The sequence below is a fragment of the Alteromonas hispanica genome, assembly GCF_010500915.1.
GTDB classification, from domain to species: Bacteria; Pseudomonadota; Gammaproteobacteria; order Enterobacterales; family Alteromonadaceae; genus Alteromonas; species Alteromonas hispanica.
Window position 1 is genome coordinate 1 of record NZ_JAAAWP010000007.1, and the last position, 20100, is coordinate 20100.

At 43.5% G+C, this 20100-nt stretch carries 16 protein-coding genes; 12 read left to right on the top strand and 4 right to left on the bottom strand.

Annotated features, from left to right (window positions below; all coding sequences use genetic code 11):
* Positions 1 to 93: 93 nt before the first annotated feature.
* Both GTW09_RS11645 and GTW09_RS11650 read right to left on the bottom strand, forming a co-directional pair.
* Complete coding sequence (locus tag GTW09_RS11645; RefSeq protein ID WP_163112039.1) at positions 94 to 2361, bottom strand: fatty acid cis/trans isomerase; 2268 nt, start codon at positions 2359 to 2361, stop codon at positions 94 to 96.
* 447 nt (positions 2362 to 2808) lie between these two features.
* On the bottom strand, positions 2809 to 3507 hold the full coding sequence (locus GTW09_RS11650; RefSeq protein ID WP_163112040.1) for a pirin family protein: 699 nt from the start codon (positions 3505 to 3507) through the stop codon (positions 2809 to 2811).
* Positions 3508 to 3755: 248 nt separating this feature from the next.
* On the opposite strand from GTW09_RS11650, the gene GTW09_RS11655 reads away from it, so the two are divergent.
* Positions 3756 to 4334 carry an FMN-dependent NADH-azoreductase gene (locus GTW09_RS11655; protein ID WP_163112041.1) on the top strand — a complete coding sequence of 193 codons (579 nt, stop codon included), beginning with the start codon at positions 3756 to 3758 and terminating at the stop codon, positions 4332 to 4334.
* Between the two features lie 177 nt (positions 4335 to 4511).
* Here GTW09_RS11655 and GTW09_RS11660 read toward each other — a convergent pair whose 3' ends face one another.
* A complete protein-coding gene (locus GTW09_RS11660; RefSeq protein ID WP_071979910.1) occupies positions 4512 to 4733 on the bottom strand; it encodes a hypothetical protein in 222 nt (73 codons plus the stop codon).
* Positions 4734 to 5049: 316 nt separating this feature from the next.
* Between GTW09_RS11660 and GTW09_RS11665 the strand changes: the two genes are divergently transcribed.
* The 5 genes from GTW09_RS11665 (at position 5050) to GTW09_RS11685 (ending at position 13212) form a co-directional block, all read left to right on the top strand.
* Positions 5050 to 5427, top strand: coding sequence for a hypothetical protein (locus GTW09_RS11665; protein WP_071979908.1), 378 nt, complete (start codon positions 5050 to 5052; stop codon positions 5425 to 5427).
* 138 nt (positions 5428 to 5565) lie between these two features.
* Positions 5566 to 6885, top strand: coding sequence for an efflux RND transporter periplasmic adaptor subunit (locus tag GTW09_RS11670; RefSeq protein ID WP_163112042.1), 1320 nt, complete (start codon positions 5566 to 5568; stop codon positions 6883 to 6885).
* An 11-nt stretch (positions 6886 to 6896) separates the two neighbouring features.
* Positions 6897 to 10016, top strand: a complete 3120-nt coding sequence (locus GTW09_RS11675; protein ID WP_100971553.1) for an efflux RND transporter permease subunit — start codon at positions 6897 to 6899, stop codon at positions 10014 to 10016.
* A 397-nt stretch (positions 10017 to 10413) separates the two neighbouring features.
* Positions 10414 to 12369, top strand: coding sequence for a methyl-accepting chemotaxis protein (locus tag GTW09_RS11680; RefSeq protein ID WP_100971555.1), 1956 nt, complete (start codon positions 10414 to 10416; stop codon positions 12367 to 12369).
* Between the two features lie 168 nt (positions 12370 to 12537).
* Entirely contained in the window at positions 12538 to 13212 is a 675-nt protein-coding gene (locus GTW09_RS11685) for a nitroreductase (RefSeq protein WP_100971557.1), read from the top strand.
* A gap of 58 nt (positions 13213 to 13270) precedes the next feature.
* Here GTW09_RS11685 and GTW09_RS11690 read toward each other — a convergent pair whose 3' ends face one another.
* Complete coding sequence (locus tag GTW09_RS11690) at positions 13271 to 13435, bottom strand: hypothetical protein (RefSeq protein ID WP_157812661.1); 165 nt, start codon at positions 13433 to 13435, stop codon at positions 13271 to 13273.
* Between the two features lie 202 nt (positions 13436 to 13637).
* Between GTW09_RS11690 and GTW09_RS11695 the strand changes: the two genes are divergently transcribed.
* From GTW09_RS11695 to GTW09_RS11720, 6 genes are all read left to right on the top strand, one after another.
* Entirely contained in the window at positions 13638 to 14456 is an 819-nt protein-coding gene (locus GTW09_RS11695) for a bacteriorhodopsin-like (RefSeq protein ID WP_100971559.1), read from the top strand.
* 96 nt (positions 14457 to 14552) lie between these two features.
* Positions 14553 to 15410, top strand: coding sequence for a polyprenyl synthetase family protein (locus GTW09_RS11700; RefSeq protein ID WP_163112043.1), 858 nt, complete (start codon positions 14553 to 14555; stop codon positions 15408 to 15410).
* Positions 15403 to 16962: a phytoene desaturase family protein gene (crtI, locus tag GTW09_RS11705; RefSeq protein ID WP_163112044.1), complete on the top strand. Its 1560-nt coding sequence runs from the start codon at positions 15403 to 15405 to the stop codon at positions 16960 to 16962. Before GTW09_RS11700 ends, crtI begins: the two co-directional genes overlap by 8 nt.
* Entirely contained in the window at positions 16952 to 17878 is a 927-nt protein-coding gene (locus tag GTW09_RS11710; protein WP_163112045.1) for a phytoene/squalene synthase family protein, read from the top strand. Before crtI ends, GTW09_RS11710 begins: the two co-directional genes overlap by 11 nt.
* A gap of 20 nt (positions 17879 to 17898) precedes the next feature.
* Positions 17899 to 19149 (top strand): lycopene cyclase family protein, encoded by a 1251-nt coding sequence (locus GTW09_RS11715; protein ID WP_163112046.1) that lies wholly within the window; start codon positions 17899 to 17901, stop codon positions 19147 to 19149.
* On the top strand, positions 19150 to 20079 hold the full coding sequence (locus tag GTW09_RS11720) for a Brp/Blh family beta-carotene 15,15'-dioxygenase (protein WP_163112047.1): 930 nt from the start codon (positions 19150 to 19152) through the stop codon (positions 20077 to 20079).
* Positions 20080 to 20100 lie beyond the last annotated feature (21 nt).

The following is a 20100-nucleotide window of genomic DNA, read 5'->3' on the forward strand; positions in this document are numbered from 1 at the left end:
TTGCCGAATAAGGTTTACCATGCGACAGTGGAAAGCTGCACTCAAATGGTACAGCTCCATAGTAGACAGTGCATGGGCCGGAAGCACATGGAATTAAATTCGTGGGGATCCCTCAGGTTCTGACCCCATTTTATTGATGCGGTTGGCGAAGTTTGGTAGCTCGGACAGTTCAATTTGTAAAAACGCATTGGGGTGAGATGTCATAAACCCGCTTGCAATAGTTACTGTATCTTCTTCCGGCAGCCTTCTATCTTCTTCATTAAATAAATGGGAGATGTTGGTGTGAGCGCTATGTCTAAGCATGGTGTAAAAGTGTTCTGAATTGCTGTCTTTATCAAAAACACGCACTATGGTCGATTCCGGCAGTAGTGATACATTTGTTCCCTGCATAGCATTAATACGCTTAAAACTGTTTAGTGCTTCTTTTGAATTAAATCCATTTTCCAAGCTATGGCGGCGGCTCAACGTATCGTCAAATTTAGCTTTAATTTTATTGAGCAATTCTTGGTAAGGGGCTTTTGTTTGATATTCGATATCGGTTTTTATATTCGACGTGTTGCCCTTGTAAACAAACTCTTCAACTTCGCTTACAGAACCTCTGTACCACTTGCTTCTTACCTCTTCTCTAGTTTTGTTAGGAAGAAATGATAAGAAGTTAAACTCGCCTTCCATGCGTAAAAAGTCCATGTACATTCTGCTATTTAGCTGGTGGCCAACGTTGCCGTAAACATCGTATCCTGCTACCAGCAAATAATGAATTCGTTCGAACAAGGGGTAGGTTAACACCCAAGCCGTTTGGGGTGTTTCTCCAACAAGCCCCTTTACTACACTTGCAGCGTCGTTATGCCTGAAAATGGTGAGCGCCAAGTTTTCATTGTTATTTTCACCATCCCACAATAAATTTAAGTCTATGCTCAACTTGTTTTTTATTTGAGTGTCAATGAAGTTAGATTTAGCCGTTAAATACTCTCGTTCCATGGCCGCATAGTTCATCCATGCTGTGGGCAACGCATTGCTCTGTTCTTCAGCCGGAAGCTCTATATTTTGTAATGCTTGCTGAATAAATTCTCCGTTATTTTGAACAAGATCCAGTTCTGGCTCGGAAAACACCACCCAAAAATGGTCATTAATTACATTGAGTGCCATTTGACCACGACAAACGGGGCCTTTAATAAATTGCATGATGGTATTTTGAGCTTCATCTAGCATGTACTTGTAGCGCGCATTGATAGGAATTTGCGCAAAAGTAATAAAGGGGTTAGACGCCTCTTTAGGCTTATATGAAGGTAATTCAGTAACTGCGTAGTTGTCGTTTAAAAACCATCGTTGCCATTTTTTCATGCGCTGTTCGTTAAGCAACACGGGCATGTGTGATTTGTGCACCAAAGTTTGCTTTTCAGGCACTAAACGATAATAGACTCGCTCAACATCTGGTTCGTCAAAGGGGCGACGGGTAAAAATACCCTCTACTGGGGTGCCCGGAGCTGTAGATGAACGTACTAACTTAAAGAATTGCGTTGGTTGTTCAGCACTAAAATGCAAGTGCACTAGAAAAAGGTGCTCGAACAAATACCGGCTCATTAACTGCGATTTTAAATCATCGGCATTTAAGAAGCGTTCCCATTCCTCAATTTTTTTCAGATGAGCGTTTGTTAATACAATGTCGTCATTTCCTCTCGCACCCTGTGCAATCCAATTTAATATAAGCGTATTTTCTTTCTCATTTATCGCCGGAAGTGCATAGGGCATTCCCCAAAGCGGGTAATCTTGTTTATAGGTACCAATGTCGTCAATGGTAGGGCATTGATATGATCTATTGATATTTAGAGGGTATTTTTCTTTGTTAAGCTGTGAGGGCGTCGTGCCTTCTGTCTCGGCACGGTTGTCTTGTTTTAATTGAAGCAAGTGAGCTATTACACTCGAGGACAAATTATCTTTAGCAGAGGATTGATACTCTTTAGAAGAAAAGTTCTCTGACGTTTCCTTAGGTGAGTCTGAAACTACCGGGAAAAAGTCTTTGTCTCGCCACTGTGCCAGAGTGTGGCCGTCTTCAAACAAGCGGGTTAGGTTAGCCTCTACCAATCGTTCACCATCGTAAACACGCGCTTTGTTTGCGCCACGTTCAATGCCTGAAAAAGAGCCCATTTTAAGCTGGCACGGAGCATCATAGCAGGCGTGGCATACCACACAGCGTTGCGCTAAAACAGGTTTTACTTGGCTGTGGTAGTCAACTATTTCACTTGCTTTGGGGGCTGAAATGGGTAGCGACTTTGCTTTTAACGGTGCTTGAAAGTAATGGTATAAACCTGAGCCTACTGAAAGGGCGAGGATAAACGAAATGGAGGTAACCCATTTATTCATGCAAAAATTCTCTTATTAGTGGTGTTGCTATCAATGTTGATATTGGCTGTTTCACCTAAAGCCTGAATGATACTTGATACTATTTAATACCATAAACCTGTTTTGCCAGCTTGTTTCAGCTGAAAAAGAGGCCAACTTCTTACTAAGTTGCATCTAGAGTACTATCAAAAGGTACTTTCAAAGAGTACTTTCAAAATTAAACACCCAAAATATAACACCGACAAAATGTGAGATCGAATAGCAGCAAGCTGGTAGCAAGTAAGCCTGTTAATTAGCTCTAACTAATTTACAACTATACCTGAGCCATCGTGTAGGCGGTAGAAAATAAAAGATTTAAAGCGCAAATGTCGAGCTCTTCTACCATCAGCAATCGTTAACGCTTTCTTTTTATATCTACCGCAGCTAACAACGTCACCGGGTTGAGTTACGTTGTGCAATTAAGCTAAATCAAACCGGTAAATCAAACCACAGAGCCTCTAGGGCACTTTCAGCAACCACCTGATAAGTTTCATTTTGGGTAGACGCAAAGGCATCGCCTGATTCAAAGCGATGATAAAGATGCTGGTTATTCACAGTAGCTGAACCACTAATAATATGCAGGTAGCCAGTTCTCGCTGTTTCTAATGCTAAAGACTGTCCGGCTTCCAACACAAGACGATGTATACTGGCATCTTGATGTATTGACAGTGAGCCGCCGTTTCCCTGGGGTGTTACTAAAGGTGTAAGCGGGCCTGCCTGCTCAATCGTGGTTTGCTCATAGCTTGGCGCAATACCCTTGCTTGAGGGGGTAATCCATATCTGTAGAAACTTTACGTGTTCATTGTCTGAAGCATTCAACTCACTATGCATAACCCCTTTTCCTGCGCTCATACGCTGTACATCACCAGCGGGAACAACATAACTATTTCCCTCGCTATCTTCGTGTTTAAGCGCGCCCTCTATCACATACGACACAATCTCCATGTCACGGTGTCCGTGCTTACCAAAACCGTGTCCAGGCATTACAACGTCTTCGTTTATCACCCGTAACACCGATATACCCATGTGTTTAGGGTCGTAATAACGCCCAAAAGAAAAACTGTGCTTGCTGTTGAGCCAACCAAAGCTAGCGCTGCCCCGTTCTGCTGATTTTCTAATGTATTTCATGTTTAACCTTTTGGTTTTACCTTGTGCCGCTATGTTATTGCTTTATGGAACACAGCAAAATTATTTTAAAAAGGTTTAAATATTCTTTTTATTAGAATGATTTCGGTGAATGAGCGGTGCTATTTTTATTGAATATTCGTTTTAGTGGAATGGTTGGTGTTATTTTTTTCAATTTTATTTATCGCCGAGTCATTGAATAATCATCCCAAGCATTCACTAATACTAATCAACTGTAAGAGGGAACAATAATGAGTAACGTTTTATTTATTAAGTCATCGCTGAACGGCAGCGAGGGTAATTCCAACATTCTTGGTAATTTGCTTGTAGCAAAATTGAAGGAAGAAAAGTCTGCCAATACAGTGGAAAGGGACTTGGCTGCCGACGCACTACCGCATTTAACACAAGCTGAGATGGCATCGTGGGCACCTGATAGTAATAATCAAGAGCTGGCTAGTTTTTCTGACACGTTAATCGATGAACTTAAAGCAAGCGACACTGTTGTAATTGCTATGCCTATGTACAATTTTGGTGTTCCCTCTACGTTCAAAGTATGGGTAGATCGTATCGCACGTGCTGGCGTTACTTTTCAATACACAGAAAACGGACCTGTTGGATTGTTAGAAAACAAGAAGATAATAGTAGTTGCCGCGCGAGGCGGTATATATGAAGGCACACAAAAAGACACTCAATCACAGTATCTAAAAGATTTCTTCGGTCTGATTGGTCTTACAGACATTTCGTTTATCTATGCTGAGGGCTTAGCTATGCCAGACGGTGAAGAACGAATGAATGCGGCTAAACAAGCAATTAGCGAATTTAAGTTTTAGTTTTGCCTTCAACCTTCAAATAGGTGTTCTTTAGCAGTTGGGCTTTTTGAAATTAAGCCTGCACTAGCATCTTTAGTGAGGCCAGCGTTGGCCTTACTAAAGATAAACGCTACTAGGCTGCCCACAATTCCTAAAAATAAAGCTCTTAGAAACCGCAGTTTTTACGATCCATTGCTCCTACAATATAAAGCCTGTAGAAGTATGGACTGCTGCAGCAGCTGTTGCAGCACCCAATAATGTAACCACACCTGCACCCGCTAAAAAGGCTACAAGCTTTCTTCCACCTTGCATTTCACCTTTCCTAGCTTTCGACTTCGCTAAAAGCTTTTGGGAAAAAAACGAGCTTAAAATGAAAATACCACCAGCGATTACGGCATAGCTCACATATGTCATCAACATAACTTTCTCCGTTTATTGGATAGACAATGGTTGTTTCTCTCAAAGAAAGTATTATGTTCACTTTTTGCGCGTTACATTATGTTAACCGAGGAATCGTAAATGAATTAGCTCTGAGAATGGGTTTACGACATAACGATGTACCGAATAAATTTTATTCACCTACAGATTCCATTTGCAAACCGATAAGAAATAATCCTTTTGCCGCGCTTTCACTTACTTTTCGTCAAAATGTTCGAATTATTACTCTTTATTTAATTTGGCATTATAAATAAACTGAAAATATACTTTAGCCTAACTAACGTACACCAGCGAAAACATGGTTACATCCAGCGCACACGGCTTATATTCCTTGTCTTTAAGTCAAAACACGGTCTCTTGTGATTATTCCGAAGGGTTTAATTTACATGGCGTGCGCGAGTTAACTCGAGATGTACTGTCTTTAACGGCTCATTTAAATGCCTGGGTGCTTTTTCAACGTCCCACAGAAACTGCAGGCATTACTCATGATGCGATTGGCGAAATGATGGCGGGCTACTTGGCTTTTCAGCAGGCCGGCTGCAAAGCGGTGGGTATTGTCGAAAACAGTATATTTGTTCACGCAGGTTCCCCGCATAGGCCTTCAAATCTCACCATGCCGTTTATGATTGATAAAGATGAAGAAAAAATAAAGCACTGGCTTTCAGGCGTTCTCTAACCTGTTAATACGGTGTGCTCTTAATGTTAAACCTCAATTTTCGACTTTTTGTCGCTTTGTATAGTCCTTCCTCAACAAAACAACGTATTCTTCGCGTGTTTACAATTGCAGTAAAGCGTCTGCCGCGCGGAGAGAAGAATGGTCAACCCTGACAATAACTATAACAATGAACAAAAAATCTTTAATAAAAAGGCGCCATGGATAATTCATGCCGGTGTATCCATAGTCATTCTGATTATCGCTGCATTGGTAGTAAAAGCTATGTTTGCAAGCAAGCCCGAGGCAAGAAAGTGGGGAGGGAGCCAGTCTGCGCCTACAGTAGCGGTTGATGTTATGGACCTTACTGTTGAAGATTATGAAGTGTGGATTGAATCTTATGGCACCGCTCAACCCCTTACTCAAACCGAATTAGTAGCAGACGTGTCAGGGCGTGTAGTGTCGGTTGCTCCAAATATTAGAGCTGGCGGCTCATTTAAAAAAGGTGACGTGCTTGTTAGATTGGAAGATCGCGACTTTCAAATTGAAGTTGATATCGCCAAATCTGCGGTTGCCGATGCCAACGTCGTTTATCTTCAAGAGTTGGCCGAAGCCGATTTTTCTGCTCAGCAATGGAATAAACAACCATCAGGTGAAGCAGCCAAACTTCTTGCTTTACGTAAGCCGCAAGTGGCAGCTGCAGAAGCAGCGCTTCGGGCTGCTGAAGCAAGGCTGATGGGGGCAAAGTTAAATCTCGAGCGCACAGTAATTAAAGCGCCCTTTGATGGCATGGTGTTAAGTCAGTCTGTAGATGTAGGGCAGGTGGTTTCACCCTCACAAACAATAGCGTCTATTTATAGTACTGATGTTGTCGAAGTCAGGCTGCCAATTAAAACAGCCGAGTTAGAATATTTTTATTTAGGTGAAAATACTGCACCTAATGCTTCGAACCCCCGAGTTAAATTGTATGGTGATCTTGGCACCAAAACTTATCAGTGGGATGGTGAAATTGTGAGAAGCGAAGGGGCGTTTGACCCAACAACTCGAATGCTGTTTCTTGTTGCTCAAGTAGAAGCGCCTTTTGAGGCAACGCAGCAGCGACCGGCTCTTAGAGTTGGTCAGTTTTTAAGTGCCCGTGTAGAAGGTCAAAAACTTAACGACGTGTTTGTTATACCCAGACAAGCGGTATCACAAAGTAACATGGTGAGTGTGGTGGACGACGGAACGCTGCGCAAGCGACCCGTAACGCCACTTTGGACAGATGATAAAAACGTAATTGTGTCGGCATCACCGCAACAAATGCCGAATAATAGTGCGAACGTTTTAACGCCTAGCGATAAGCTAATACTTACCCCTACCGCTAATATTCCCGATGGTACAAAGGTAAAATCGCTAGCCGATAGTTTGCCAGAGTCATCAGCTGCTCAGAAATCGCTTCAGGCTAATAATGCTGAAAATGCGAAAAACAGCAAAGCACAGTAGGAGTTGCTGACATGATTGCATGGTTTGCTAAAAATGATGTAGCGGCAAATATCTTACTTGCCGTAATCCTTATATCGGGTCTTTATGTAGTCTCGAATCATATTCCGGTGGATTTATTTCCTGAGTTTGAGCAGCGCAGCGTACGAGTGTCTATGTCGTTACCGGGCGCATCACCACAAGAAGTGGAAGAGGGCATTACCATCCGTATTGAAGAGGCGGTTCAGGATTTAGAAGGGATCCGCGAACTCAATTCTTCAAGCAGTGAAGGCAGCGCTTCTGTCACCATTGAGGTAGAGGAAGGGTACAACGTACGAGAGTTGCTTGATGATGTAAAAATTAAAGTCGACGCAATCAATAATTTTCCTGTCGATGCCGAAAACCTACTTATTCAGGTGCCACAGTGGCGAAGAGACGCAATTGGTGTTGTGCTTTACGGTGAATATGACCCTGTAACGTTACGACGTCAAGCCGACACCGTGCGCGATGAGTTGGCAGCCCTTAGTCAAGTGTCTCAAGTTGAAGTTGGAGGTACGCTGCCGTTTGAGATTTCAATTGAAATTCAGGAGCTTGCGCTTAGAAAATACGACCTCACTCTTGAGCAGGTAGCTACGGTTATTCGCCAAAATGCTACTGATGTGTCTGCGGGTAATTTAAAGACTGAGGGCGGTGACATATTTATACGTAGTAGGGGGCAGGCCTACAATGCAAGTGAATATGCCAACATTCCTATTGTTACCACGCAAGATGGGACCATGCTAAAACTTGGTGACATTGCCAATATTGTGGATGCTTTTGAAGAGACACCACTAAAAACAAGGTTCAACGGTATGCCCGCTGTGGAAGTGGAAGTATTTCGCACCGGTGATGAAAGCATTATTGAAGTTACACAGGCAGTAAAAGACTACGTGCTGGCTAAGCAGACTCAAATGCCAGAAGGGTTAAGCTTAGATTTTTGGCGTGATAGAAGTGAGCCAATTAAAGCCCGCTTAGCCACACTTTCCACAAGTGCATGGCAAGGTGCGCTACTCGTGATTACGCTGTTAGCGCTATTTTTGCGTCCTTCAGTGGCGTTTTGGGTTTGCTTGGGTATTCCCATGAGTTTTATGGGCGCATTTCTCCTTATGCCTGTGTTCGATGTAACCCTAAACCTAATGAGTTTGTTTGCCTTTATTTTGGTACTGGGCATAGTGGTCGACGACGCTATTGTAACCGGAGAAAATGTGTATGCTCACTTAGAGCGGGGGGAGAACCCTCTGGACGCGGCTATTAAAGGTACGCAGGAAGTGGCAGTGCCTGTAACTTTTGGTATTTTAACCACCGCAGCAGCCTTTTTACCTCTAGCGTTTCAAACCGGTAGAGGAAGTTGGTACGCGGCTATTCCTCTTGTCATCATTCCCGTATTGCTGTTTTCTCTCATTGAATCGAAGTTTATTTTGCCCGCTCACCTAAAGCATGTGAAACCTCGCGGAGACAAGCCAGCGTCAAAACTTTCTCAAATCCAAAAGAAAATAGCTAAATCTCTTGAAACACTTATTGAGCGTGTGTATCAACCTTTATTGGCCCGCGCTATGAAGTGGCGCTACGCATCGTGGATGTTAATGTTCTCCACTCTCATCATCATTATTGGTTCTATTGCTAGCGGACAAACTAAGTTTGTATTCTTCCCTCGGGTGCAAAGCGAGGTGGCAACAGCTACCTTAGTGATGCCGGCAGGGACGGCGTTTGAAAGCACAGACCGCATTGTGAAATCTATCACCGGGCATGCCCAAGCGCTTCGTGAAGAGTATTTAGATGAAGACACCGGTGAGTCGGTTATTCGCAATATTTATTCAGTAAGCGGTGGACGAAACTCTACTACAGGACGAGTACAAATAGATTTAGTTCCACCTGAGAAGCGTACCGTGGATGTTTCAACCAGAGAAGTCGTTAACGAATGGCGTAAACGTGTTGGACAGATTGCTGGAGCAGAGCAGCTAAACTATCGTGCCGAAATAGGCGGCTGGGGTGGGGCCGCGGTAGATATAGAGCTTAAAGGTAGAGACACAAATGCGCTTAATGCGTTAGGAGAGAAGTTAAAGACAAAAATGGCAGAGTATGCAGCCGTCTTTGATATTGAAGATTCTTTGTCTGATGGTAAGGAAGAACTGCAGCTTGAGCTTAAGCCTGAAGCAAGATTACTTGGACTGGATTTGAACACCGTTGCCAGACAAGTAAGGCAAGCTGTGTTTGGCTTTGAAATTCAGCGCATTCAGCGCGGTAGGGAAGAAGTGCGCGTAATGGTGCGTTATCCGCTGCAGGCGCGCCAGTCTATTGAGACATTAGAGCAAATGATGATCCGCATAGGCCCAAATCAAGAAGTTCCGCTTTGGCAGGTTGCCGACGTAATTCCTGGCTTTAGCCCCGACAGCATTTTACGGGTAGACAGGCAGCGCACGCTGTCGGTTACCGCCGATTTCGATAAGAAAAATGGTGATCTTACGCTCGTTCAGTCAGAACTAAACGACTGGCTTTCACAGCAGCTAGGGCAATACCCCGGTGTTACGTTTGAAATGGCAGGGGAAGCGCGGGATCAGCAAGAGTCATCTCAAGGGCTCATTGTCGGCGGTATTGGGCTGGCAATACTCATTTATATCTTGTTAGCTATTCCGTTTAAATCTTACTCCCAGCCTTTCATCGTTATGTCTGTTATTCCATTTGGCTTGGTGGGTGCGGTAATAGGCCATTGGATTATGGGAATGGACTTAACTCTGCTTAGCTTTATGGGAATGTTGGCTCTTTCTGGTGTGGTAGTGAACGATTCTTTGGTGTTAGTTGATTATATTAATCAAAAGCGCAAAGAGGGAGAGGCAATCAAAAAAGCTGTCTATGATGCCGGCGGCCGTCGATTTAGGCCTGTGTTGTTAACATCGTTAACCACCTTTGCCGGGCTAATGCCTTTGTTGTTTGAAAAGTCGACTCAAGCGCAGTTCCTAATACCGATGGCGGTAAGTCTTGGTTTTGGTATTTTGTTCGCCACATTAATAACGCTATTCATTGTTCCGCTGAACTATTTAATTCTAGAAGACATTAAGAGTTATTTCAGGCGGTATGGTAGAGATATGAAAGGGTTGTTGAAAAGAAAAAGTGCATAGCGCTATTAGTAAAATTAGAGCTTAGTTTCACTTTGATTTTTATACTCGGCAATTCTAAAAGGCGATTGCGCCGCATTAATAAAACGCAGTCTTCAATTAAGCCGAATAAATTGCGACAAAATACATTGCGATAAAGCGGGATAAACAATGTATGGGAGCGGTAAGGTAATCATTGCCTTACCGCTTTTTTTATTTTTTATCTTCCATCGGTTATCTTTTTCAGTTCTCTTTCCATTTTTAGCTCGATTTCCATTTTCAATGACGCACCTTTACTGATAAAAAGTGATCTGCGCTTACGAAAACATGTCTTTACTGATAAGGTAAAAAAGTCGCTAAGATAAAAATGACGCCCTCTGAGGTCATTCTGTAAGAACGTTAAAGTAAAGAGAAGTTTTTGATGAATATTCGAAGTAAGCTTATAACCGCATTTTTAGTCGCCGTTACGGTTCCCATCATTGTTTTGGTGGTCACCACCACGGTACAAACCTTTACACAATCTCGTAACTACTTCGTCAATAGTGCTTCTCAAGAAATAAAGCAAATCGATAATGCATTTGAGCTATTTTTTGAGGGTATGAAAGAGCACGTTCGTTATTTGGCCGATGATGAGCGTGTTAAAGCCGCTGCCAATACGCCAATCACGAATTACATCAACCGCTCTGCTGATATGACGCCCAGATCTAACGGTGCAGTTGAAAAGGCAATTTACGACTTTCACGGGCAGTTTCGAGAAAAGCATCCCAATTTACTGAATGTATATATGGGCACAGAGTCTGGCGGATTCATTCAATATCCCGCAGAGCCAATGACAAATTATGACCCGCGCAAACGGCCTTGGTATGAGCAGGCTAAGCAAGCAGGCGGTGAGGCCATTATTACTTCGCCTTATCAGGGAATATCGGGCGGCCCCATGATTTCTATTGCCACCACAATTACCGCTAATAATGGCAGTGTAATTGGCGTTCAGTCTATCGATGTCACCCTCGATACGCTGACTCGGTTGGTGAATGATGTGAAAATAGGTGAGTCGGGCTATGTCATTTTAGTGGATGAAAATGGCGTTGTGCTTGCTGATCCACGAAATAAAACCAATAACTTTAAAAATATAAGTGAACTGCAAAATCTGGCCCTTTATAAGGCGCTGAAGACTGAAAGTGATAAAACGTTTTCTGTAGATACCAAAAATGGCGAGGTGACGGTAACTAAATATCGCTCACCTAACCTGAAGTGGCAGTTTGTTGGTGTCATTGAAAGCTCTGACATTGAAGCGCCGGCTAGAAACATAGTTACCACCATGATGATTGTGCTTATTGTAATGCTTGTATTATGCAGCGTGCTTGGCGTTCTGCTTGCCAATAAAATTGTTGCTCCCATTCTTCATATCAGCCGAAGCCTGAAAGGCATTGCAGACGGCAAAGGTGATTTAACCCAGCGCTTAGACGTAAAAACGCGAGATGAGATTGGTGAACTTGCTAATTATTTCAATCAGTTTATGAACTCGATTGGTGAACTTATAGGCCAAATTAAAGCGCAGGCCCAAATCTTACACAGTTCATCCCAAGACTTTAAAGCGGTTGCCCAATCGCTTAATCAAGCAAGCGAAAAGCAAGAGCAGTCTATTGAGCATACTGCAACGGCCACAAATCAAATGGCTGCAGCGGCGCAAGAAGTGGCGCGTAGTTGTGTATCCACGCAAGATGCAACTGAACAAACTGACAGTGCCAGTCAAAGTGGTCGCTCAATTATTAAGGACACCGTGGTTCAAGTAGAGCAGTTGATGACGCTGATGCGCGAAGCCTCTTCGGCAACGGAGGAACTTGAAAACGAGAGCGAAAATATTAATAAAATCTTGAATGTTATTCGAGGTATAGCAGAACAAACCAACTTACTGGCGTTAAATGCAGCCATTGAGTCGGCCCGTGCGGGAGAGCAAGGTAGAGGGTTTGCTGTGGTCGCCGATGAAGTAAGAACGCTAGCGCAGCGCTCTCACGGAGCCACAGAAGAAATTGATACCATGCTTAATAAGCTTGTAGAAAGAACGCAGTTTGTGTCTTCTAAAATGACCACCAGTCTAGAACAATCGGAGCAAGCAACTACGCAGTCAAACGAGGCAAGTGAAACCTTTGAAAAAATAGGTGCGCTGGTTCAGCAGATAATGAATCAGATTACCCAAATTGCTACTGCCGCAGAGCAGCAATATCAGGTATCTGAAGAAATTAGTAAAAACATTGTTGGCATGCAAGCATCGACATCAGACGTGAGTAAAGCGTCGCAGGGGCTATCTACTAATGCCGATAACTTGCTGTCATTATCGGACGATCTCAACGACTTAGTAGGGCAATTTAAGCTGTAGAAGTGTTTTTTAACTGGCGGGTTAATAACATAGCGAGTTCAATTAATCAGGCATAGATATGTATAAAAACAATCAATTGTTTATGCCTGTTTGCAGTATTGCACCAAACCATACTAACCGTTTACTCTAGGTTAATTATATGTAACCAAGTAGTTAATCTGGAGTGCTATGAATTTTGCAGAATTTGCTGCGTCGAGAAAAAGTGTTCGCGGCTTTACAAACCAGCCAGTATCTAAATCTACTGTCGAGGCTATTATTGACGCGGCTAAGTGGGCACCGTCCTCCTACAACACACAAACATGGAAAATTCATGTAGTCACTGGGGATGTGTTAGATAAAATTCGAGAGGGCAACACTGAAAACACGCTGGCGGGGAAACCTCACAAGCGAGATTTTCCATACAAAGAAGATTACCAGGGCATACATCGTCAGCGCCAAATTGATGTGGCAGTTCAGCTTTTTGATGTTATGGGGATCACTCGTGAAGACAAAGAAAAGCGCATGGAATGGATGATGCGCGGTTTTCGTCAGTTCGATGCACCAGTGTCATTAGTATTAACGTACGATAAAGAATTAGAGCCTGCTGGGATCACGCAGTTTGGTCTAGGCTCACTAGCTTATGGTATTGTTTTAGCTGCCTGGGACCTCGGGTTAGGTTGCGTTATTAACGGGCAAGGCATCATGCAATCTGATGTGGTTCACAAACACGCGAACATCCCAGATGACGAGGCAATAATGATTTGTATTGCGCTCGGCTACCCAGACCCTGATTTTCCTGCCAACGCAGTACGTTCAACCCGAGCAGATAACAAAGATTTTGTTACCTATCACGGCTTCGAATAACGTCCAGTTTGTTAGCCAAGACGGCCAAGTTGGTTAACCGGCATGAGTTCGACAAGGCTCAATCTGCTTGTTCTTGTCTTAAAATCATGACGAACACAATGATAAGTAATAGGGCAGTCGGTGCTCCCACCAACAAAAACTGCCCCTGTCGCACGAAATACCATGCCAATGATATGAGCGAGACGATAATCGCCGCAGCAACGCCCAATTTCAGTAGTTTCATATCTATTTCCCTTTCTTAAGTGTCTAAAGTTTAAAAAGTTAACCTAAAGTATAACTTTTATTAATGTTTTTTAATATTCGCACAATTCTTGTTTATATTCTGATCCTAAACCCTTGTTATTGATTAATCAAAGGTACGTTAAGTAATTGTTAAAATACTCGACGTTAACTTTAAACAAGTGATGAATGTGAGAGAAAAAAATATGAAAAACTTTAGCTCCATATCAGATATGTGTAAAAACGTGGGTCGACTAGGAACCAAAACAAAACTGCTCGCAACCGGCGGTTTAATGCTTTTGACTCCAGGCATGGCCCATGCAGCGGCAAACTTGCAACCCGATGATTTTGTTGGGATTTCTTTCTGGTTGATTTCTATGGCGTTGATGGCGTCTACTGTGTTTTTCTTATGGGAAACTCAGGGCGTAACTGCAAAATGGAAAACATCATTAACGGTATCGGCGCTGGTTACTTTCATCGCTGCCGTGCATTACTTCTACATGAGAGATGTATGGGTAGCCACGGGCGAAACACCAACCGTTTATAGGTATATAGATTGGCTATTAACAGTGCCATTACTTATGATCGAGTTTTACCTAATATTGCGCGCCATTGGCGTAGCATCTGCAGGTATCTTCTGGCGTCTGCTTATCGGTACATTGGTAATGCTAGTACCTGGCTATCTCGGTGAAGCTGGCTATATGAACCTAACAGTTGGCTTTGTTATCGGTATGCTAGGTTGGTTCTTCATCCTGTATGAAGTATTCCTAGGCGAAGCAGGTAAAGCCGCAGAAGCAAACGCTAGCGATGCAGTGAAATACGCTTACGGTGCAATGCGCTGGGTAGTAACAGTAGGTTGGGCTATTTACCCAATTGGTTACGTACTTGGTTATATGGTGGGTGCTGCAGATGCAGATACACTGAACATTGTTTACAACCTTGCTGACGTAGTGAATAAGATCGCATTTGGTCTCTTAATTTGGTATGCAGCTACTAACGAAAGTGATGCAAAACTGAAAAGCTAAGAGGATAAAGCACCAGCTTCATGAGAAGCTGGTGCTTATCGTTATATGCAGTTAAGGAGCGACTTAGCATAATAAATAACGGCCGAGGGTGTGAAAATGAACAAAAGCAAAGTAAAAAGCACCAGCAAAATTAATACGCGGATGATGGAAGCGTTAGAAAAAGCGCTGTTTTTATCCGTTTCAGAAAATACAGCAGCGTGTTACCACCTACAAAGTGGAGGCTCTCGAACTAGGGCGAAACTTTGTTTAGATGCAAGCAATGCGTTGATGCTAAATGAAAAAATGGCACTTTCTTTATCCTGTTGTGTTGAACTTCTTCACAACGCATCGTTAGTGCATGATGATTTACAAGACAACGATGCAGAGCGTCGTGGCAGGGCTTCTGTTTGGAGCCGGTTTGGAAAAGATATAGCGCTTTGTGCAGGCGATCTTATGCTGTCTAAAGCATACGGTGCACTTAGCGATATTGATGAAATAAATAAACTTCCTGCATTACTTCGATGCGTGAGCGACAGTGTGTCGAAAACCATTGAAGGTCAGTGCAAAGACATACACCAGCAGTGTAAGTCGCTGTCCGATTTTGAGCTGATTGCAGCTGAAAAATCTGGACCTTTGCTGCAGCTTTCCTTAGCGCTGCCATTAATTGCAGCAAATTATGAAAGTGAAGTGGAGCGAGCAAGCGAAGCTATTCGACAGTTTGCCATAGCCTATCAAATAGCCGACGACATGAATGATTGGCGCGCAGATCTAGCGAACGGTCAGCTTAATATTGTTAATTTGCTAGCGCGAGAATCTGATCACAGCCAAGCTATCGAATTGGCAAAAACACGAGCGCAATACTTGCTGAAGCGCTGCGAGTTAGAGCTTAAAGAGCTTCCCGCAAATTGCGGCGCATCAGCTATTGAAGCTTGCCAGCAGCTTTTTAAGGCAGTTTGTAGGAGCCAAAATGAATAAAGCCGTAGTGATTGGTGCCGGATTCGGTGGCATTGCGTCAGCATTGCGTATGAAAGCTAAGGGGTACGATGTTACTTTAGTGGACAGGCAAAGCGAACTAGGTGGACGTGCTCGCGTTTTCCGTAGAAATGGTTTTGTTTTTGATGCCGGTCCCACTGTGATTACCGCCCCTTTCTTATTCGAAGAACTGTTTGAGCTTTTCGACAAGCGCATAGAAGACTATATCGATATCGTGCCTGTAGAGCCTTGGTATAAGTTTGCTTACCCTGACGGTGATACATTCAACTACGGCGGCACATTGGAAGATACGCTGCAAGAAATAAGGCGCATCTGCCCTGAAGACGAAAATGGCTACCTCGAACTGCTCAAAGAATCTGAAGCTATCTTCGACATTGGTTTTAGTCAGTTAGCAGACAGACCTTTCCATTCGCTCTCCAGCATGGTTGAACAGATTCCTAATCTTGCCAAACTTCGTTGCTATCGAAATGTATGGCAGCTAGTTTGCGAGCACTTAAAAAGTGAAAAGCTGCGTCAAGCGTTTTCCATACAACCGCTTCTTGTTGGCGGGAACCCCTTTGATACCACCTGCATTTATAACCTTATCCACTTTCTTGAGCGAAAATGGGCCATTCATTTCGCAATGGGGGGGACGGGAGCGCTAGTACAAGCTTTAGGAAAGTTGATGGAAGAAGAGGGTATCAACATTCAACTAAATACCACCATCACGAGCATTGAGACGGAAAATAAAAAAGCGACCAAAGTGCATTGCGATTCAGGTGAAATAAGTTGCGATACACTGGTATCAAACATCGATCCGAAATACCTTTATTCTAAATTGATAAAAAAAGAAGACCAAAAATTGTCGGCCAGAATTAAGACAAAACACGCGAAACTCTCTATGGGTCTGTATGTTTTGTATTTTGGCACCACCAAAAAGTTTGAAGATATTGCCCATCACACCATCTGGCTAGGAAAGCGCTACGAATCGTTGCTTGATGATATTTTTAACAAAAAAGTGTTGGCAGATGACTTCTCGTTATATTTGCATAGACCAACAGCCACAGATCCCAGCATGGCTCCGGAGGGATGTGACAGCTTCTATGTTCTATCACCTGTTCCTAACCTCTCTGCTGGGACTCAGTGGGATGACATTCGCGAAGAATACGCCAACAAAATTATTCAAGCCCTCGAGTCGTCAATTATGCCTGGGCTAAGCGAATGTGTGGTTGAACAGTTTGATATGACGCCGCAAGAATTCTCAGAGGATTACCTTAGCGTACAAGGAGCAGGTTTCTCAATTGCTCCAACTTTAACTCAGTCTGCATGGTTTAGATTTCACAACAAAAGTGAGGGTATCGACAACCTTTACTTATGTGGCGCGGGGACTCATCCCGGAGCAGGTCTCCCCGGTGTGCTTTCCTCGGCAAAGGTAGTTGAACGACTAGTACCAGAGGTGTTAACGCACCCGGTAAAGCGCAAGAGTCATTCCACACACCGTCCTTCGTTATCCACCTCGCCTGAACTGCAAAGCGAAAGTGTAAATGTCAAATAGTGAAGTAGCACTAGCAACCTTAGCCAAGCACGGGAAGTCTTTTCGTTTCGCGGGCTATTTTTTACCTGAGGACAAATTAGCTCAGGCCGCTAGGCTTTATGCGTTTTGCCGATGGATTGACGACATAGCTGATGAAAGTAGCGATAAAGCCCAAGCAAAAGTGGAACTTAATAACATTCAAAACGCATTAGAGTCGGGCACCCATATTTGCTCTAATACTTCAGACTTTTTGCTGCTACAGCAAGAGTTGGGGTTTTCCTCCACCTTGCCCATTCAGCTTATCGAAGGGGTAAAGCAAGATCTCTACACCGTAGAATTTGAAACAGAGTATGATCTCATCAGGTATGCGTACCGCGTAGCAGGGGTTGTTGGCTTAATGATGTGTCCAATTTTAGGGGCTGACGAGGAAGGCTTACCTCATGCCACTAACCTTGGCATAGCTATGCAACTCACCAATATCGCTAGAGACGTTTTTGAAGACGCAGTCATGGGACGTCGCTATATTCCCCGCCAGTGGTGCGATGTCAGTGCGCAAGAAATAGTAAAAAACAGTGAAGCGACTCAAAACAAAGTGGTAGAAGCAGTAAAACGACTGCTTACACTCAGCGAGTCGTATTATTGCAGCGGTTGGCAGGGGTTAACTTATCTACCTAAGAAAAGCCGAACCGCTATTGCGATTGCTGCATCTGTCTACCGAGAAATAGGCGTGAAATTAGCGAAGCATCATAAATATGCATATTGGCATGGCAGAACTCACGTAAAGCTTTCAAAAAAAGTGTTTATTGCATCGTCAATTTTACTTCGAGGTGGTTATCCAGATTTCGAAAGAGAAACTGTTCCTCCATTAGCTACCCTTCAGTCAGCAATCTCGGATTTACAGCCCTACAGCATTACAAATAGTATTACCGGTGATTAACCGCTGATGACTACCTATCTATGAATGCCGACCGTGTAGATATTATTATTCGTGGGGCTGGGCTAGCCGGCACATCGCTCATGCTCGCGTTGGTCGAGCAGGGGTACACGGGGAAAATCTTGGTTGTCGACAAGCTTCCAAAGCCCGACACTCAAAAGACATGGTGCTTCTGGGGAGACCAGAATTTACCAGACTCTATGCGTGCGCTTATAGCAAAACGCTGGTTGACGTGGAGCTTCTCCAGTGACGACGAGGAATTTGAGCACAAGACATCATCTTTTGATGAGTCATACTGCTGCATAAAAGCAGAAGATTTTTATCAATATGCACTAAGCAAATTAACCAAGACTTCTAATATTGAGTGGCACTGGAACACAGACTGTGAGCAGATAGATAGTGATGACACTGCTTGTGAAGAAGGTGTAGCCATAATGCTTAACGGAAAGCGAGTGTCGGCGGATCTCGGCTTTGATAGTGCAGGGCAGTGCACTGCACCTGACGCAGCACTTAATAAAGTACCCAACAAGGCACCTAATACAAGCATAATCAATCAGTACTTCTCAGGGGCGTGGGTAACTTCAGCGTCACCAATCTTCGACTCCAATAGTGCAGCACTTATGAAAAACATGGTTGCAGATAATCATTGTTTTGAGTTCACCTACATCTTGCCTTTTAACGCTCACAGCGCGCTTATAGAGCTAACTCGATTTTCAACTCGACAAGAAAGTCTCTCTGATATGCAGTCAGCATGTGAGCAAATTATTGCAGATGGAAAGTACGGTACGAATATTGGCAACGAAACTACAATCGAGCGCTGGGAGAAAGGCGTACTGCCCATGGATACGCGTATTAAGCCAGTCAAAGTGGGCAATTGGGAAAGTATAGGCGTAAGAGGTAATATGATTAGAGCTTCTTCTGGATATGCATTTATGATCATTCAGCGGTGGGCAAAATACGCGGCAGCTGTCATATGTAATAACGCTATCCAGCGTGAAAATTCAGGCGCAAAGGATACGCATCGTCAGCAAATAGTCTTTACAAAAAGCGCTGTTCCCTCGCTTTATACAAAACTAGACAGTGTTTTTCTGAAAGTAATGCGTACTGATATGGCACGTGCTCCGCAATTGTTTTCAGCTATGGCTCAACATATAGAGGCGGGAGCGTTTGCACGCTTTATGTCGGAAAGCGCATCTTTCAAGGATATGTTGGCAATGATTAACGCTATGCCCAAGCGCCCATTTTTAAGAGCATTAATCACCCCTGAGCATTAAATGCAAACTCAAAAGCTTTTTAACAACTTTGCGATAGTCAGTATTTTGTTTACTGCATTGTGGTATGCGGCGCCCCAAGTATCCGAGAACACAATAGGCCTTGTAGCGCTTGTGGTTATCTTTGCTTTGGGTATGCCCCACGGTGCGCTAGACATAATCATGCTTAAAACCTTAAGCAGGGCAAGTGCGTGTAAAAGTGTTGTTTCTTGGGGAGAAGGAAAACCGGGCAGACGCTTGGCGGGTTTAGTTACCGTTTACTCTCTTGTTGTTGTAGCTGCTTTTTCTGCTTGGGTAATAATGCCAACGTTGTGCCTTGTCACCTTTCTTATTATTGGTGCCGCGCACTTTAGGCATGATTGGCAGCAAACATTTACTAAACCTTCATGGTGTTTTGGTCTCATTGTTGTCACTGCGCCATCCTTACTCTACTCATCGCAACTAGAAGGTGTTTTTGGTTGGCTATTTGTGCCTGCTAGACACTCTGTCGTTATTGTATTGATGATGCAAGTTGTCACGTTCATTTGTGCAGTGGCAGTTTTCTACTATTGGCTAAAGGGAAAGGTAGAAACACGGAAAGTGGGAAATATGATGATGCTATTAGCCTGTGCTAGCTTATTGCCGCCGCTCATTTACTTCACTATTTATTTTTGCGTTATTCACTCGGTGTATCACACTGTTTTAATCAAAAATAAGATGGATATGCGGTGGCGAGAGTTGTTAGCTGTCACGTTGCTTCCAATGGTGGGAACGCTGGTTCTATATGCTTTTGCGCACATTTACCTATCTGACTTAAATGGTTTAGCCAACTACTACCCTCTTATTTTTATTGGCTTATTCGCCGTTACCGTACCCCATGTGATGCTGACTTATTTTTGTGAGCGTTTTTTGGGCAATGTGTCGGGCAATGCGACTCACTCAATATCGTCCTAGGCGCTAATTAATAGGCGCTGA

Excerpts from the sequence above, each read along its gene's own strand:
- GTW09_RS11650 (WP_163112040.1), bottom strand. The coding sequence starts at position 3,507 with ATGAAATACATTAGAAAATCAGCAGAACGGGGCAGCGCTAGCTTTGGT.
- GTW09_RS11660 (WP_071979910.1), bottom strand. The coding sequence starts at position 4,733 with ATGTTGATGACATATGTGAGCTATGCCGTAATCGCTGGTGGTATTTTC.
- GTW09_RS11675 (WP_100971553.1), top strand. The coding sequence starts at position 6,897 with ATGATTGCATGGTTTGCTAAAAATGATGTAGCGGCAAATATCTTACTT.
- GTW09_RS11680 (WP_100971555.1), top strand. The coding sequence starts at position 10,414 with ATGAATATTCGAAGTAAGCTTATAACCGCATTTTTAGTCGCCGTTACG.
- GTW09_RS11690 (WP_157812661.1), bottom strand. The coding sequence starts at position 13,435 with ATGAAACTACTGAAATTGGGCGTTGCTGCGGCGATTATCGTCTCGCTC.
- GTW09_RS11685 (WP_100971557.1), top strand. The coding sequence starts at position 12,538 with ATGAATTTTGCAGAATTTGCTGCGTCGAGAAAAAGTGTTCGCGGCTTT.
- GTW09_RS11700 (WP_163112043.1), top strand. The coding sequence starts at position 14,553 with ATGAACAAAAGCAAAGTAAAAAGCACCAGCAAAATTAATACGCGGATG.
- GTW09_RS11670 (WP_163112042.1), top strand. The coding sequence starts at position 5,566 with ATGGTCAACCCTGACAATAACTATAACAATGAACAAAAAATCTTTAAT.
- GTW09_RS11645 (WP_163112039.1), bottom strand. The coding sequence starts at position 2,361 with ATGAATAAATGGGTTACCTCCATTTCGTTTATCCTCGCCCTTTCAGTA.
- GTW09_RS11715 (WP_163112046.1), top strand. The coding sequence starts at position 17,899 with ATGAATGCCGACCGTGTAGATATTATTATTCGTGGGGCTGGGCTAGCC.
- GTW09_RS11710 (WP_163112045.1), top strand. The coding sequence starts at position 16,952 with ATGTCAAATAGTGAAGTAGCACTAGCAACCTTAGCCAAGCACGGGAAG.
- GTW09_RS11665 (WP_071979908.1), top strand. The coding sequence starts at position 5,050 with ATGGTTACATCCAGCGCACACGGCTTATATTCCTTGTCTTTAAGTCAA.
- GTW09_RS11695 (WP_100971559.1), top strand. The coding sequence starts at position 13,638 with ATGAAAAACTTTAGCTCCATATCAGATATGTGTAAAAACGTGGGTCGA.
- GTW09_RS11720 (WP_163112047.1), top strand. The coding sequence starts at position 19,150 with ATGCAAACTCAAAAGCTTTTTAACAACTTTGCGATAGTCAGTATTTTG.
- GTW09_RS11655 (WP_163112041.1), top strand. The coding sequence starts at position 3,756 with ATGAGTAACGTTTTATTTATTAAGTCATCGCTGAACGGCAGCGAGGGT.
- crtI (WP_163112044.1), top strand. The coding sequence starts at position 15,403 with ATGAATAAAGCCGTAGTGATTGGTGCCGGATTCGGTGGCATTGCGTCA.